Below are 14,707 nucleotides of genomic sequence, written 5' to 3'. Positions count from 1 at the left end.
CACCAGGCGAGGAGAGGAGCTGTTCGTGGCGTTGACCACGGCGCCCGACCCGACCCGACGCGGCCCCGGATCCGTTCGGGCCCACACCGAAAGGCGTGGGCCCGGGCGCTTCCGGCACAGCGAAGGTCTGGCGGGGTACGTCTTCCTGTCGCCGTGGCTCATCGGCTTGATGGGTGTCACGGCGGTCCCCATGCTGCTGTCGCTGTACCTGAGCTTCACCAACTACGACATCCTCACCCCCTTCTCCGAGGTCCAGTGGGTGGGGCTGGCCAACTACGAACGGATGTTCACCGCCGACCCGTCGTACTGGCACGCGGTGCGGGTCACAGTGACCTTCGCGCTGATCGCCGTGCCGCTGAAGCTGGCCGCGGCGCTCGGTGTGGCGCTGCTGCTCAACCGCGCCTGGCGCGGCGTCGGCCTGTTCCGCGGGCTGTTCTACCTGCCGTCGCTGCTCGGCGGCAGCGTCGCGTTGGCCATCGTCTGGGTCAACATGTTCAACCGCGACGGCGCGTTCAACTCGCTGCTGAGCCTCTTCGGCATCCAGGGCAAGCCGTGGGTCAACGACCCGGACTGGGCCCTCGAGACGTTGATGGTGCTGGCCATCTGGCAGTTCGGCGCGCCGATGGTGATCTTCCTGGCCGGCCTCAAGCAGGTGCCCACCGAGCTGTACGAGGCCGCATCCGTCGACGGCGCCGGTCGGTTCCGCCAGTTCCGCAACGTCACCCTGCCGATGCTCTCTCCGGTGATCTTCTTCAACCTGGTCCTGGAGACCATCAACGGCTTCCAGGGCTTCACCGCGGCGTTCGTGCTCAGCAACGGCACCGGCGGCCCGGTCGACTCCACCCTGATGTACACGCTGAACCTCTACATCACCGGCTTCACCGAGCTGGACATGGGCTACGCCTCGGCGATGGCCTGGGTGTTCCTGCTCGCCATCGCGGTGATCACCGCTGTTTTCTTCAGCACCGGACGGTTCTGGGTGCACTACTCCGACGGCGAGGACCGGTGATGGTGACGGTGACCCCGACGAGCGCGGCGCCGACCACAGCGCCGCCGAACGCGCGCCGACGGCCCGGCGGCCGGCCGGTGCTGCGGCTGCTCATCCTGGTGGCGATCGTCGCCGTGGTGCTCTACCCGCTGTTCTGGATGATCGGGACCTCGGTGAAGTCCCAGGAGGAGATCGTCAACAACCTCGGGCTGTTGCCCGAACGGTTCACCCCGGGCAACTACACCGCCGGGTGGTCCAACTTCGACGTCAGCTTCGGCCGGTTCTTCCTCAACAGCGCGATGGTCAGCCTGCTCACCGTCGTCGGCAACGGGCTCTCCTGCCTGCTGGCCGCGTACGCCTTCGCGCGGTTGCGGTTCCGGCTGCGCGGCATGTGGTTCGCCGTGATGATCGGCACGCTGCTGCTGCCCCAGCACGTCCTGATCGTGCCGCAGTACATCCTGTTCCGGACGTTGGGGCTTGTCGGCGGCGACTGGCCCTACCTGCCCCTGCTCATCCCGCAGTTGCTCGCCACCGAGGCGTTCTTCGTCTTCCTGATGGTGCAGTTCATGCGTGGTGTGCCGCGCGAGCTGGACGAGGCGGCCCGGATCGACGGCGCCGGCCCGTACGGCATCTTCCAGCACATCATCCTGCCGCTGAGCCGCCCGGCGCTGGTCACCACGGCGATCTTCTCGTTCATCTGGACCTGGAACGACTTCTTCCGCCAGCTGGTCTTCCTGTCCCAACTGGAGGACTACACAGTGCCGGTCGCGTTGACGCTGTTCATCGACTCGACCAGCCAGAGCGCGGTGGGCCCGATGTTCGCCATGTCGGTGCTGTCGCTGCTGCCGGTCTTCCTGTTCTTCGTCGCGTTCCAGCGGATGCTCGTCGAGGGGATCAACACCAGTGGCATCAAGGGCTGAACCCGAGGAGGCCGGCGAGCGGCGGGACTGGCGCGACGTCGCCCGCGACGCGGCCGACCTGGCGTTGCTCGGCATCCTGCTGGTGCTGGCGGCGGTTCCACTGGTCACCGCCGGGGCGGCGGTCGGCACGGCCAGCGCGGCGGTGCACGACTGGACGCGTACCGGCAGCTGGCCGTCGGCGCGGACGACAGTGCGCCGGTTCGGGCGCTCGGTGCTGCCCGGCGCGCCGGTCAGTCTGCTCGCGCTCACCGTGGCCGGGCTCCTCGCCGCCGACCTGGCGGCACTGGCCACCGGCCGGGTGCCGGGCGGCCCGGTGGCGCTGCTGGTGACGGCACTGGTCGCGGCCGGCCTGGCCGGGTACGCCGGGTTGGTCGTGGTCGAGGTGGGCGGCAACGGGGGCGGGCGGTGGCGGGCGGCGGCCCGGTCCGCGGCCCGCGCCTGCCTCGACGCGCCCACCCGCTGGGCCGCGCTCACCGGCGTCACCGCGTTGGCCGCGTTGCTCGCGGTGCTGGTCACACCGGCCGCGGTGCCGATCCTCGCCGGTTACACAGTGGCCGCCCTGCACGCCGTCGCCGGCCGCCAGCGGTTCGCGACGGGCGCCGCTCCGGTTCCCACCCACCCGGAGCTGCCATGACCACCGATCGTCCGGCGCGGGCCGCCGAGCCCGGCGAGGCCACCACGACCGGCGAGCCGGTCCGGCTGCTGGTCGGCGGGACGGAGGTGGCCCGGTACGTGCTCGACCCGGCGTTGGACGCGCGGCACGGGCCCCGGCCGTACCTGCACCCGGTACGCACCCTGGCCGGCACGGTGGTCACCGACGCGCTGCCCGCCGACCACGTGTGGCACCTCGGGGCCTCCCTGGCCGTGCAGGACGTCAACGGCACCAACCTCTGGGGTGGGCGCACCTACGTGCGCGACGTCGGCTACACCTGGCGCGACGACCACGGGCGGATCGCGCACGTCGGCGACGTCGAGCGGTCCCCGGGCCGGTACGCGCACGACCTCCGGTGGCGCGACCCGTCCGGCCGGACGCTGCTGAGCGAGCGGCGACAGCTGACCGTGTCGACGGCGACACCGGACGCCTGGCGGCTCGACCTCGACTCCGCCCTCACCGCCCCGGCCGACCGGGAGGTGCGCCTGGGAAGCCCGGCCACCAACGGTCGCCCCGGCGGGGCCGGCTACGGCGGGTTCTTCTGGCGGGCCGCCGCCGACGGGGAACCAACGGTGTTCACCGCCGACGCGGCGGGGGAGGAGAGCGTCAACGGCAGCGCGGCGCCGTGGCTCGCGCTGACCGGGACCGAGCCGGGCGGCGGGGCGTACACCCTGGTCTTCGCCGGTCTCGGGCCGGGCGACCGGTGGTTCGTGCGGACCGGGATGTATCCGGGGGTCTGCGTGGCGTTCGCGTTCGACCGGCCGGCCGTGGTAACCGCCGGCGAGACGCGGCACGGCCGGTACCGGGTCTGGGTGGCCGACGGGACGCTCGACCGCGGCCGGGTCGCGAACCTGGTCGCGGCGGTGCCGGACGGCCGGTGACCGGCGCTGGGTCAGTCGGAACGGTCGGCCAGCTCACGCACCGCCACCTGGTACGCGGCCTGGGTGTGATACGGCCAGTGCCGTTCGATCGGAGGCGGGACGGTGTCCGCCGGGTCGATGGTCAGGTTGCGGGGATCGCGCAGCCGGATGTCGACGGTCCCTGCCCCCGGGTCGGCGCAGGGGGCCGGCCCGTCCGGGGTGGTGGGGAAGATCGGCCCGCCGATCGGGTCGGTCTCCCGCCACAGGTTGCGCCACCGCCACCCGATCCGCCCACCCAGGTCGCAGAGCGTCTCCGGCCCCAGGTACGCCGGATACAGCCGGGGCGTAGGTGCGGTGCAGCGGCGAGCCGTAGGTCAACAGCGAGACCCTGGCCAGCACGGGCGGGGGTAGTTGCAGGATGGTGGCGGCGGCGAGCACCGAGCCGTGGCTGTGCCCGGAGAGGACCACCGGCCCCCACGCGGTGAGCCCGGTGACCCGTTTCGCCAGCTCCGGAACGGCGCGGGCGGCGTAGCAGGGAGGCGCGAACGGGTGGACCGTTCGGGGCCAGAAGGTGCCGAGGTCCCACAGCACCGCCACCACCCGCCGGGTCTGCGACGACCGGTACGCGCGGAAACCGAGCACCATCAGGCAGATCACCAGGAGGCTGATCACCCAGACACCCGCGTCGGTCACGTAGGCGGCGAGGACGGCGACCGCGGCCGTCAGGGTCACAGACAATCCACCCGGGCGCTGCCGATCCCGCGAACGTCAACGGGCCGGCAGGGCGGCGGTGACCCGGATGGCCTTGACGATCGCCGGGATCGAGCCGATCAGCAGCACCAGCCCCCAGATGATCGCGATGATCGCGAAGACCAGTGCCGCCACGTCGTCGACGATGCTGACCAGGATCACCGGCACCAGGTTGTGCAGGAACTCCAGCACGACAGTGCACAGCAGTGTGGTGAGGATCAGCAGCACGAGACCCTTGTTCTGCAGGAATCGCGGCTGGGCTGCCACCAGCAGCCCGGCCCACACGAGCTTGAGCAGCAGCACCAGCCCGAGCAGCACCGCCGCCTCGCCGACCGGGAAGAACCCCCACAGGGCCAGGTACGCCAGTGTGCCGAACGGGGCGGCCAGGAACAACGACACCATGATCATCAGCTCGACGAACGCGATGACCAACGCGACCAGCCCGACGATGATCAGGATGATCGAGAAGATCAGGCCGGCGACGCCCTGCACCCGGCCCTGGACGCGTTCGGGCAGGAGCAGGCCCAGGCAGAACAGCCCGGTGCTCCAGACCGCCACCGCGTCGATCAACGCGAGATAGCCGGTGCCCCGACCGGACGGCTCGCTGACCCCGGACACGTCGTCGAGTTCGACGTCCAGCGCTCCGGCGCTGTCCGCGAGGGCCGCGCCGGCGTCGGCGCCGCCGAGCAGCAGCCCGGCGCCCAGCTCCACGCCGATCGCCAGGACGATGGCGAGCATGGCCAGCAGCAGGAACGGCTTGCGCAGGTCACCCACGGCGGCACTCCTCTCGAATCGGAACGAGCCGGTCAGGACGTGGCCACGACGACCGTGCAGGAACCGAGGCCGGGACAGCGCACACCGACCTCGGTGGCCTGGTCCACGGCGACCTTCGCGACCGCGCCGGTGCCGTCCGGTGCGGGCTCCACCTCGTCGCGGATGGTCAGGTCGGCGTCGCCCGGAGCGGGCGCGACGACCGTGAACCGCGCCGCGCTACGCAGCACCAGGGTGCGTAACCCGCCGGGGTCGGCGACCCGCAGCACGCAACCGCCGGAGAAGACCAGCCGGCCGGCCTCGACAAGGCAGTCGGCGCTGACCGTGGCCGGGTCCACCGCGGCGCGCTCGCCGCCCAGCGCACCCAACCGGTCGACCAACCCGTGCCGGGCGTCCGGGTCACCCCGGTCGCCCCCGCCCGCGCCGACCGCGACCACGAACAGCGCCACCAGCAGGACGGCGAGCAGCCCCAGCAGCGCCTTCTGCCGGCCGCTCATCGCGCCACGGCCTGCGCCACGACCTCGGTGAACCGGATCGTGTCCACCCCGGCGAAGTAGGAGTTCGTGCCCTGCGTCTTGCCAATCACCAGCAGCGTGACCTGGTGCGGCCCCTTGGCCAGCCGGATCGTTCCGACGTCCAGAAACTCTGTCTTCTGCACCTTCGGCGTGAAGCCGAGGAAGGTGCCGCCGACCTGGTTGCCGTCGATGGTGAAGACGGTGTTGGCGTAATCGGGGGCCGTGGTCCGTACCGTGGCGAACCGCCAGGTGCCGTCGGCCGGGATCTGCACCGTCACGGTGACCTGATCGCCGATCGCCAGCCCCGTGAAGAACAGCTGCTTGTCCCCGGACCAGGTCACCCCGCAGCAGTTGGGCTGCGCACCCACTGCCGCCTTGCTGTTCTGCGGCGACGTGACCACCGCGGCGTCCACCAGACTCTCCGCCTCGACGGTGACCACCCGCGGCTCGCCCGGGCCCGAGTCGTCACGGGTCAGCAGGACGACCCCCACTGTCACCACCACCAGCACCAACGCCACCGCCGCGGCGATCCACAACCACGGGGTACGCCGTGGCGGCGCGACCGCCCGCACCTCGTAGGTGACCCGGCCGCTGGAGCGGGAGCTCTCCTCCGGCGCGGTGTTCGCCGAGTACGCGAAGCCGGTCATGTCGTAGCGCCGGGGCGGGGTGCCGGCCGGCACGGCGAGCTTGACCAGGAACGACACCGAACCCTGCCCGGGGACCACCCGCTGCGGCTCGGCGACGGTGAACCACGCCCGCTGGGAGCCGTCGCCGGGGGCCACGTCGAACACCACGGTGTCCGGTGCGGTGCCCGGGTTGGAGACGGTGAATGTCAGCTCGCCGCTGTTGTGCGGGTCGAGGGTGAACTGCTCGGCGGCGGCGACGACCGCCCACTCGGTGGTCATGACGACTCCTCTTCGAGAACGATCTCGACGGTGGTCGAGGCGGGCTTCTCCGCCTCGACGATGCGGGTGATCACGGTGAGCTGGCCGGCGGCGGCCGCCGGCACCCGCACCACGACGTGGAAGGGCTGCTCGTCGGGTTCGTCGATCGCGAAACCCGGCAACCCGGTGGCCAGTTCGAGGGCTCTGCGCATCCCGTACGGGGTGCCGCGCCACCGGGCCAGCAGAGCGGCGTTGGCCACCAGGTCACGCAGCCGACCCACCGGCAGCGGCAGGGGAGTGTCCGGCCGGGGCGAGGCCACCACGTGGTCCATCGCCACCCACCGCGTCAGGCGCACGACCAGCCCGTCCGGCGCCCGGTACGGGTCGAACAGGGCGTCCACCTCGGCGAGGATCGCCTCGTCCGGGGCGTGCAGCGCCTCCATCACGTCCAGCAGCGTCCAGAGCACGCTGCCGGGCACACAGGCCCGCTGGTAGGCGGCGGGCAGCAGCCGTTCAATCGCCGAGCGTCGCATCCTGGCGCACCACCTCGATGTTGTGCTCGCCGGAGCAGAGCAGCCAGGTGTCCGGGACGGTCACCACGTCGGCGGTGGCCTGGTTGGCGCTGGGCGTCCAGTCGACGGCCCCGGCGCTGCGGTACACGCCGCGTTCGCCGCCGGCCAGGATCAGCCGCTCCGCCGCACCGGGCCCGCCGGCCGCGCCACCGGCCGTCGGGCCGCTCACGGCGATGGCGTCGACCGGCACGAAGCGGGTCCGGTCGCGCAGCGGCAGCCCGCAGTTGACCGACACCGACTGCCACTGCGGCTGCGCGGCCAGGGTGTCCAACCGCAGCACCCCGCCGCTCTGCGTGGCCGCCACCGCCAGCGGCCCGGCGAACGCCAGGTCGCGGCAGGTCCCGCCGATCCAGCCGGCCTGCATGGTCTGCCACTTCACGTCGGATTCGAACAGCCGGGTGCGGTGGCAGCCCTGGCCGGGCTTCTTCGGGTCCGGCTCGCCGGCGCCGCTCCACAGCAGGGTCGCCGGGCCGTCGTACTGCACGGCGAGGACCCGGTTGTCCACGTTGGACAAGCCGACGTGGGTGAAGCTGCCGGGTCGGCCGGCGGCGGTCGACAGGTAGACCCCGAAACTGGCCTGCGCGGCCACCGCCACACCCGGCGCGCCGCGCTCCGAGACGAACGCGCGCACCGCGTAGAACCCCCGGTCGGCGTCCGACGGGTCGACCAGGATCTGCAACGGCACCGCGCCGGGCAGCAACGACACCTCGTACAGGCCGGTGTCGGTGGCCACCAGCAGCGCGCCCGCGCCGTCGCGGTCCAGCCAGGCCACGTCCGAGATCCGGGAGTCCAGGTCGGTGAGCAGCGACCAGGTCTCGCCCAGGTCGGTGCTCAGGTGCACCCGGGAGCCGCCGGATGCGCGCAGCGTCACCACGGCCACCGAGCCTGGACGCGCGACGATGCCCGGCCGCACCGGCGCGGGCGCGGGCGCCACCCGCAGCACCGTCTCGCCGTCGAAGCGGCCCGCCGGCTCCCATCCCGCGCCGCCGTTGCTGGAACGGAACAGCACCGGGCCGCGACCGGCGTACCAGGTGCGGGGCTGGTACTGGTCGACGGCGAGGGCGCGGACCTCCGCGTCGGGCGCCTCATCGACCACGAACCGCACCGACTCGACGTAGCGCACGCCCGGCTCGGCGTGCTCCAGCAGCCGGTACACGTTGGACGCCCGCAGCGGCTCCCCGAACGGCCAGCCCGTCGGGTTGAGCACGGTCGGCAACGGGCTCAACGTCTGGTGCAGCCGGTCGTGGATTCGACTGCGGACCGCGTCCACGTCCTCCTCGCGCCGGACCACCACCCGGGCCCGTACCGACACCGCCTTGAAGCGGGCCCAGGTCGCCCGGGACCGGATCCCGACCATCCGGCGTTCCTCCAGGTCCGCCTCGACCCGACGCCGCGCTTCGGGCACCTCGTGCTCACGCAGCACCGCCACCGGCAGCCGGCCACCGGGGCGGGCCGTCGGCGGCACGTACGGGACCAGCACCACCTCCACCTCGCCGGGCCGGGCGAAGCTGTACACCGCCGCGCGGGTGAACGCCCGGGCCCTCGCCACCGCGCCGGAGCTGGTGGCGAGCACCTCGAAATCGCGGGCCGTGACCGCCCGCTGCTGCGCGAAGAACTCGTACGGGCCGCGCAGCAGCACCGATTCCAGCGCCTCCATCTCCCGGCCGCCGGCTGCCGGCGTGGGGTTGTCGACGCGTACCCCGGGTAGCGGATCGCGCAGACTGGTCAGCGTGCCCGCCGCCACGTTGCCGGTGGGCCCACCACCGGCGCGGTACCAGAGTCGGATCTGCCGCCCGGCCGGCGGCACGGCCGCCACGGTCACCGCCGTCGACCCGCTCGCCGGGGCCGGCGCGGCCCCGCCCGGCGTGGCGGGGGGTCGCAGGTCGAGGGCCGGGGCGAAGGTGACGGTCCCCGAGCAGCGGTCCACCAGGTACGCCTTGGACTGCGGCCCGAGCCCGGCGAAGCTGTCCACCGGTCGCCAGATCTCGAACGTGCGGCCGTCGTACTCGCGGGCCGCCGCGCCCAGCTCCACAGTGCCGGCCGGCACCTCCACACCGAGCAGCAGGTCCAGCGCCTCGGCGGTGTGCGTCAGCGGAGCGCGGGCGGCCCGCAGCACCTGACCCGGCTGGCCGGTGCCCACGCCGAGCAGCTCCGCCTCGACCGGTTCGCAGTGGTGCATCCGGACCGTCACCGACTCCTCGCCGGCGGGCAGCAGCGCCGGTTCGGTGGTGACGAACACGACCGGCCGGGGGTCGGCGCCCCGGGCCGCCGCGACCCGCAGACCGGCCGGGACCCGCACCGCGCCGCGGTCGGTGCCGCTGCGGGTGAACCGGACGTCCGCCCAGGCCGCCGTGGGCGCGTGCCGGGAGACCCCGAGCAGGTTCAGAAACGAGACGTACGCCTTCTCCGGCAACTGGTTCAGCCGGTAGATCATCACCTCGGTGAGGTGCGCGAACGCCTCCACCAGCGCCATGCCGGGGTCGTGCGCCGACAGGTCGGTCCATTCCGGGCAGGACTGCCGGATCCGTTCCCGGGCCTCGGTGACCAGGTCGAGGAAGCCGCGATCGTCCAGGTGCGGCACGGGCAGCGTCATGAGGGTCCTCCCTGCGCGGGTTCGTCGACCAGGAGCAGATCCACGGAGAACACCAGCTGCCCGGGTGTCAGGCTGGCCCGCACCCGGTAGTCCAACCGGATCACCAGCCGCCACGCGTCGTCCGGGTCCGGCCCGGCGTCCACGTCGATCACCTCGACCCGCGGCTCCCAGCGGGCGATGGCCTGCCGGACGTAGTGGATGGCCAGGCCGGCCGTGGTGTCGTCGTTCGGCGCGAAGACCAACCGGTGCAGCCGGGAGCCGTACCCGGGTCGCATCAGGCGCTCGCCGGGCGTCGTCGACAGGAGCAGGAACAACGCCTGCCGTACGCTCTCGTCGCCCTCGGTCATCGCCAGACCGCCGGCCGCGGTGAGCGCCAGCCCGCCGCCCCGGCCGGCGTCGAAGCCGGCGCCGACGAAACGGAAGGCCCTCATCGGTCCGCCCCCAGGAACCCCTGAGCCGGGTCCCGCACCGTGTGGTGGACCAGCCCCGGCGGTGTGCCGTCGGTGAACCCCTCCAGGTGCGACAGCACCACCCGGTGCCCGTCGACCCGCAGCCAGTCGCTGTAGCCGACGCGGACGTTCACCGTCCTACCGCACGGCTTGATCGTCGGGCCGTAGTTGGGGCAGGCCAAGATGTCGCGACCCTCCGGGTCGTCGTCCACGAGCACGGGTACGGCGGTCACCGTCACCCACTGCTGCGAGGGCCGGTTCTCGACCCGGCCGTCGTGGTCGCAGGTGATCACGGAGTCACGGTGGATCCAGCGCATCAGCCGCCTCCTTCGTGGTGGGCACGGGCGAGGGAACGGGCCTGCCTCGCCGCGGTCGTCGGGTCCTCGGTCGACTCGGCGTGCAGGAAGTCCACGCTGCGGGCGCGCACCACCATGGCCCGGCCGGGTGCGGAGATCACCAGGTCGGACGCGGCGTGCAGCGTGGCCAGGTCGGGGGTCAGTTCCAGATAGCTGCCGCCCTCGGTGGCCAGCCGCAGGCTGCGCTGCACGTCGTCGACGACGATCGACTGCCCGCCGGCGGTGCGTAGCGTCCAGCGCCGCGCCCGACCGTCGTCGATGCCCGCGTCGTACGGCTCGACGGCGCCGAACAGCGAACCCAGCACGATGCCCGAGGCCGGCTCGCCGCCGGGCAGCACCACCAGCACGGTGTCCTCCGGGTCCGGGAGCGCCACCAGGCCCTTGCCCCGCCCCGCGCCGGGGCAGAGCACGGCGAGCCAGCCGGCGTCCAGGTCCCCGTACGCCGGCAGCGTCAGGCGGACCCGGCCCAGCCCGTCCGGGTCACCGACGTCGGTGACAGTGCCCAGGGTGACCACAGTGCCGCCGGCCGGGGTCGGTGGGGCGACCGGCGGCACAGTGGAGAAGCGGGTCAGGTGCCCGTTGCCGTCCACTGTGTGCACCACCTCGGTCAGCACGTACGCCCCGGCGACCGGATCGGGCACACCGGTCAGGGCGATCCGCCGGCCCGGCCGCAGCGTCGGATCGCCCTCGGCCACCCCCTCGGCGGTGACCAGCGCCGCCGCGCGGGTGTCCAGTCGCGCCTGGGCCAGCGCCGCCAACTCGTCGTCGCTGCGGCCGGGCTGGTCGACGGCGGTGCGCACCCCGTCGGCACCCACGTCGGCCGGGTCCGGGCGGTCGTCGGCGGGTCGACAGCAGCGCGCGTCGTCGGCCTGCTGGCTGATCACCTCGGCCCGCTGCGGGTGCCAGCCCAGCGCCACGCTCGCACCGCTGGCCTGGTCGGCGTTGGTGGACAGGCGCAGGGTGTGCACGCCCGCGCCGAGGGTCAACGCGACCGGCTCCCCGTAACCGGCGAGGGTGACCAACCGAATCCCGTCACCGTCGGCGGCCAGGTGCAGCCCGGCCCGACCGGCCACCTCGCGCAGCAGCTCCAGATCGCTGTGCCGGTGCTGCAACAGCCGCTCCAACCGTGGACCGTCGACCTCGGCCGTCACCTCCAACCCCACGTCGCCGCACAGCTCCCGGGCCAGCTCGACGGCGGTCACCGAGGTGAAGACCCGCAACCCCTGCCGCTTGCGCAACCGGTGCAGCGGGTCGTACGCCCGCAGCCGCAGCACCGCCGCGCCGTCGGCGGCGTACTCGACCTCCACGGCGGTCACCTCCCCGCCGAACAGCGCGTCGGCGTGATCGGCCAGCCGTACGTCGAGGGTCGTCCCGGGGCGCACCGCCGGGTCGAACGCGCCGGTCCCGGCGCTGGTGGCGAGCACCAGCTCGGCCTGGGTGGGCTGGTCGAGCCGTGCGGCCACCCGCAGCGAACGGACCCGCTGACGGGCCGCGCCGGCCAGCTCGACGCCGTCGAGCAGGACGATCAACGCCCGGGGCGCCACGCTCGTCACGGCGTACCCCCAGGGTTGGTGCTGGCGGCGGTGGGGCCCGTCGGGCACCAGGCGGCGGGCGCGGTGGCGATGGCGGCTCCGACGAACGACGCGCCGGCACCCACCGCTCCGGCCAGCGCCTGCGCGGCGCCGGTCACCGCACCCACCACCGATCCACCGCCGCTCGGCGCGCCGGCTGGTGGCACGGCGAGCGTGGTGCCGGCCGGCACCGACAGCGGGTCGGTGATCCGGTTGTGTTCGGCCAGCAGACGCCAGCGCAGCGGCGAGCCGAGCGCGTCGTTGGCCAGCAGGTCGAAGCGCACCCCGGAACGGCCCGGCTCGGCCGCGCCGTCGCCGGCGGCGATCACCGCGCCGCCCGGTGCGGCTGTCGGGGTGCTCGCGGCGGCCAGCTCCTCGGCGAAGCCGGCCTCCGCCTGATCGGCCGTCTCGGCGGACCGGACCAGCTTCAGCCGCAGCCAGGAACGTCGGGGTGACCCGGTGCCGGTGAACGCGTCGAACCGCTCCGCCACCGCGATGATCACACCGGGCACGTTCCACGTCTTGCCCCAGACCAGGCGGACCAGCGGTGGCCGCAGCCACCCGTGCTCCGCGGTGGAGTTCTCCGCCAGCATCCACAGGGGACGGGTCAGCACCCGCACGTCGGCGGGACGGACCTGCGCCTGGATGAAGTCGACGTCGAAGAGCAGGTCGAGCACCAGCTCCGTGCGGCCGCCGCCGGTGAAGACCAGGGGGTCGTCGGCCAGCCCGGACCCGGTGAGCTGCCCACCGGCGACACCCCGACGGCGTACGCCGGCGAGCCGGGTCACCTGCACGGTCTCCGGGTTGAGCAGGCAGTCCACCCGCTCCCCGGAGGAGTCGATGAGGAAGGCGACGCGTTCCATCAGTCGCCCGCCTGTTCCCGGTCCAGTCGACCGAGCTGGGCGGCGTCCAGGGCGTCACCCGGCACCGTCCACAACGTGCGGTCGTCGGGCAGCGCCGGCCACGGGTCGGTGGTCCGTGCCGTGGGTCCGAACGCACTGCTCACCGGCCATCCTCCGCCGCCCGGATCGCGAGTCGGCCAGCCGATCCCGGCCCCGACCGTTGCGACGTCGCCGTCACACCAGCGGCCCGGGTGCCCGGCGTGCTGGTCGCGGTGCTGTCCGGGGCGTGAGCCGGTGTGCTGTTCGGGCCACGTCCGTTCGCCGGGTAGCGCCGGCCACGGACCGTTGTCGGCTGCCTCGACAGCCGCGAGCCCGCCCCGTCCCGTGCCGTCGGCGGTGGAGGTGGGGCTGGAGGGATCGAGATTGTCCAGGAACTCCCCATGGGCGAGGGGACGGTCGACCGCCCTGCTCAGCCCGTCTCCGCGTACGGCCGGGGTGTCGCTCCGTGGCACCGGCCCGAATGCTCTGGCCGACGCGGTCGCCGGGCCTCGTGAAAACGGTGAGGCGAGGCGCCAACCGTCCCACATCCGGCCCGGCATGCGCCGATCCGACGGCGCGAAAGGCGCGTCCCCGCCGGGTCCTCCGGGAGTCTCTGTGGCGTCGGAGGCACCGCCAACGCCGCCGCCGCTGCCGCTCGCCATGCCATCAGTCGCGCCGTCCGCGGTCCCGCCCGCCGACCGGGATCCGCCCGACCTGCCGTCTCTGTCCGCCGTGCGCGGCCCGCCGACGCCGGTTGCCCTGCCGTCGATGTCGATCGCCCTGCCGTCGACGCCGGTCGCCGTGGCGCCGGTGCCGTGCTGGCCTGCTGTGCCGTGTCCGCCCGCCGTTCCGAGGTCGCCGACCGTTGCGTGGCTGCCTGCGCGTCCGGTGCCGTACACGGGTTCGACGCCGCCGGCCATGGCGGTGCCGCCCGGTACGCCGAAGCTGCCCGGCGTACCGGGTGCCCACAGGCCACGATCACCCCGAGCATCGGCCTGGGTGACCGCGTCGGTCCGGCTGGTGCCGGCGGTGTCGCCGAACCCGCCACCGGTGCCACCGGCGCGGAATCCGTCAGTGCCGGCAAATCGCCGGGTGCCCTCCCCGGCCGGCGTGCCGCCTCGATCCGCCGTGTCCCACCGGGTCGGCCCGTCCGCCCACCGGATCGGCCCGTCCGGCGGGGCCGGCGCCACGGCGGCTGTCGCCGGGTCGTCCTCCTGGTCGTCGTGGCCCCGGATCTGTCCGGCGTCGGTCGGAGACGCGTCGAGGTCCAGGTCGCGCAGCAGGCCGGGGGCGTGAGCGGCGACCAGGTCCAGCCAGTGCCGCGGGGGTTCCCCGAAGCGGCGTGGCGCGGCCGCCGGTGCGTCCGACGGCGGCCGTTGCGGGAAATGGCCGGTGGGCTCGACCCGACCGGCGAGGCGCTGCACCGCCCCGGCGGCCGAGCGCAGCCGGCCGGCCAGCCAGCTACGCGGGTGCCGGCGCGGTGGCACCGCCGGTCTCCAGCTCCAGTCCCTCGTAGCGCAGGGTCAACGAGGCGATGGCGATCTCGTGGCTGAGGGTGTTGAGGTGCGCGCCACGCCACCGGGTGGGCCAGGCGTCGATCAGGTTCCAGCGCAGCACCTCGGCGGTGCCGACCGAGTCGAGCAGCACCACCGAGACATTGCGCCGGTTGAGGGTGCCCTGCGCGGTGGCGTTCACCCAGTCCCACAGCTCGCGGGAGGCGGTGAGGCCGAAGTGCAGGGTCACCGGCTCGTACTCGGCCTGACCGGGCACCATCCGCATCCGGCCGAGGCCGTGCTCCCGGTACGGCTGGCCGGGAATGTTCACCTCCAGCCCGGTCATCTCGGTGAAGTGGCCGTTGGTGACGCCGTTGATGAGCAACCGGAAGTTGTACGCCCGGTACGGGTCGACCGGGGCCCCGGGCTGCGGGGTGGCGGTGGTGGGCATG

General features: G+C 73.5%; 16 protein-coding genes. 4 read left to right on the top strand and 12 right to left on the bottom strand.

Annotated elements, in window-relative coordinates:
* Positions 1–25: 25 nt before the first annotated feature.
* From HNR22_RS05220 to HNR22_RS05205, 4 genes are read left to right on the top strand one after another with little or no spacing between them, the layout of a single operon-like run.
* Entirely contained in the window at positions 26–1,009 is a 984-nt protein-coding gene (locus HNR22_RS05220) for an ABC transporter permease subunit (protein ID WP_179779332.1), read from the top strand.
* Positions 1,009–1,908, top strand: a complete 900-nt coding sequence (locus HNR22_RS05215; protein ID WP_179779331.1) for a carbohydrate ABC transporter permease — start codon at positions 1,009–1,011, stop codon at positions 1,906–1,908. Before HNR22_RS05220 ends, HNR22_RS05215 begins: the two co-directional genes overlap by 1 nt.
* Positions 1,892–2,542 (top strand): hypothetical protein, encoded by a 651-nt coding sequence (locus HNR22_RS05210; RefSeq protein WP_179779330.1) that lies wholly within the window; start codon positions 1,892–1,894, stop codon positions 2,540–2,542. The genes HNR22_RS05215 and HNR22_RS05210 overlap by 17 nt, the downstream gene beginning before the upstream one ends.
* Positions 2,539–3,441 carry a DUF6807 domain-containing protein gene (locus tag HNR22_RS05205; protein ID WP_179779329.1) on the top strand — a complete coding sequence of 301 codons (903 nt, stop codon included), beginning with the start codon at positions 2,539–2,541 and terminating at the stop codon, positions 3,439–3,441. The genes HNR22_RS05210 and HNR22_RS05205 overlap by 4 nt, the downstream gene beginning before the upstream one ends.
* A 33-nt stretch (positions 3,442–3,474) precedes the next feature.
* On the opposite strand, the gene HNR22_RS05200 is transcribed toward HNR22_RS05205, so the two are convergent.
* Genes HNR22_RS05200 through HNR22_RS05145 form a run of 12 tightly spaced genes read right to left on the bottom strand, consistent with a single transcriptional unit; the run spans position 3,475 to position 14,706 of the window.
* Positions 3,475–4,152, bottom strand: coding sequence for a hypothetical protein (locus tag HNR22_RS05200; protein WP_246380685.1), 678 nt, complete (start codon positions 4,150–4,152; stop codon positions 3,475–3,477).
* A 36-nt stretch (positions 4,153–4,188) separates the two neighbouring features.
* Positions 4,189–4,944: a hypothetical protein gene (locus HNR22_RS05195; protein WP_179779328.1), complete on the bottom strand. Its 756-nt coding sequence runs from the start codon at positions 4,942–4,944 to the stop codon at positions 4,189–4,191.
* A 32-nt stretch (positions 4,945–4,976) separates the two neighbouring features.
* The gene (locus HNR22_RS05190; protein WP_179779327.1) at positions 4,977–5,438 is read right to left on the bottom strand and encodes a hypothetical protein; all 462 of its coding nucleotides are present in this window, start codon (positions 5,436–5,438) and stop codon (positions 4,977–4,979) included.
* Entirely contained in the window at positions 5,435–6,361 is a 927-nt protein-coding gene (locus tag HNR22_RS05185) for a carbohydrate-binding protein (RefSeq protein WP_179779326.1), read from the bottom strand. Before HNR22_RS05185 ends, HNR22_RS05190 begins: the two co-directional genes overlap by 4 nt.
* Positions 6,358–6,873: a phage tail protein gene (locus tag HNR22_RS05180; RefSeq protein WP_088948417.1), complete on the bottom strand. Its 516-nt coding sequence runs from the start codon at positions 6,871–6,873 to the stop codon at positions 6,358–6,360. The genes HNR22_RS05185 and HNR22_RS05180 overlap by 4 nt, the downstream gene beginning before the upstream one ends.
* Positions 6,854–9,505 carry a putative baseplate assembly protein gene (locus HNR22_RS05175; protein ID WP_179779325.1) on the bottom strand — a complete coding sequence of 884 codons (2,652 nt, stop codon included), beginning with the start codon at positions 9,503–9,505 and terminating at the stop codon, positions 6,854–6,856. Before HNR22_RS05175 ends, HNR22_RS05180 begins: the two co-directional genes overlap by 20 nt.
* Entirely contained in the window at positions 9,502–9,936 is a 435-nt protein-coding gene (locus tag HNR22_RS05170) for a GPW/gp25 family protein (protein ID WP_179779324.1), read from the bottom strand. Before HNR22_RS05170 ends, HNR22_RS05175 begins: the two co-directional genes overlap by 4 nt.
* A complete protein-coding gene (locus tag HNR22_RS05165; RefSeq protein WP_179779323.1) occupies positions 9,933–10,271 on the bottom strand; it encodes a hypothetical protein in 339 nt (112 codons plus the stop codon). Before HNR22_RS05165 ends, HNR22_RS05170 begins: the two co-directional genes overlap by 4 nt.
* On the bottom strand, positions 10,271–11,863 hold the full coding sequence (locus HNR22_RS05160; RefSeq protein ID WP_179779322.1) for a contractile injection system protein, VgrG/Pvc8 family: 1,593 nt from the start codon (positions 11,861–11,863) through the stop codon (positions 10,271–10,273). Before HNR22_RS05160 ends, HNR22_RS05165 begins: the two co-directional genes overlap by 1 nt.
* Complete coding sequence (locus HNR22_RS05155) at positions 11,860–12,744, bottom strand: CIS tube protein (protein ID WP_179779321.1); 885 nt, start codon at positions 12,742–12,744, stop codon at positions 11,860–11,862. Before HNR22_RS05155 ends, HNR22_RS05160 begins: the two co-directional genes overlap by 4 nt.
* Positions 12,744–14,249, bottom strand: a complete 1,506-nt coding sequence (locus tag HNR22_RS05150; RefSeq protein WP_179779320.1) for a hypothetical protein — start codon at positions 14,247–14,249, stop codon at positions 12,744–12,746. Before HNR22_RS05150 ends, HNR22_RS05155 begins: the two co-directional genes overlap by 1 nt.
* On the bottom strand, positions 14,224–14,706 hold the full coding sequence (locus HNR22_RS05145; RefSeq protein WP_179779319.1) for a phage tail protein: 483 nt from the start codon (positions 14,704–14,706) through the stop codon (positions 14,224–14,226). The genes HNR22_RS05150 and HNR22_RS05145 overlap by 26 nt, the downstream gene beginning before the upstream one ends.
* Between the last annotated feature and the right edge of the window lies 1 nt (position 14,707).

The sequence above is a fragment of the Micromonospora jinlongensis genome, from assembly GCF_013410645.1.
Lineage (GTDB): Bacteria > Actinomycetota > Actinomycetes > Mycobacteriales > Micromonosporaceae > Micromonospora > Micromonospora zamorensis.
This window is presented reverse-complemented; position numbering and strand designations above follow the sequence as displayed.

Coding starts and splice junctions, on each gene's coding strand:
- HNR22_RS05185 (WP_179779326.1), bottom strand. CDS start 6,361: ATGACCACCGAGTGGGCGGTCGTCGCCGCCGCCGAGCAGTTCACCCTC.
- HNR22_RS05190 (WP_179779327.1), bottom strand. CDS start 5,438: ATGAGCGGCCGGCAGAAGGCGCTGCTGGGGCTGCTCGCCGTCCTGCTG.
- HNR22_RS05205 (WP_179779329.1), top strand. CDS start 2,539: ATGACCACCGATCGTCCGGCGCGGGCCGCCGAGCCCGGCGAGGCCACC.
- HNR22_RS05180 (WP_088948417.1), bottom strand. CDS start 6,873: ATGCGACGCTCGGCGATTGAACGGCTGCTGCCCGCCGCCTACCAGCGG.
- HNR22_RS05145 (WP_179779319.1), bottom strand. CDS start 14,706: ATGCCCACCACCGCCACCCCGCAGCCCGGGGCCCCGGTCGACCCGTAC.
- HNR22_RS05155 (WP_179779321.1), bottom strand. CDS start 12,744: ATGGAACGCGTCGCCTTCCTCATCGACTCCTCCGGGGAGCGGGTGGAC.
- HNR22_RS05175 (WP_179779325.1), bottom strand. CDS start 9,505: ATGACGCTGCCCGTGCCGCACCTGGACGATCGCGGCTTCCTCGACCTG.
- HNR22_RS05170 (WP_179779324.1), bottom strand. CDS start 9,936: ATGAGGGCCTTCCGTTTCGTCGGCGCCGGCTTCGACGCCGGCCGGGGC.
- HNR22_RS05165 (WP_179779323.1), bottom strand. CDS start 10,271: ATGCGCTGGATCCACCGTGACTCCGTGATCACCTGCGACCACGACGGC.
- HNR22_RS05215 (WP_179779331.1), top strand. CDS start 1,009: ATGGTGACGGTGACCCCGACGAGCGCGGCGCCGACCACAGCGCCGCCG.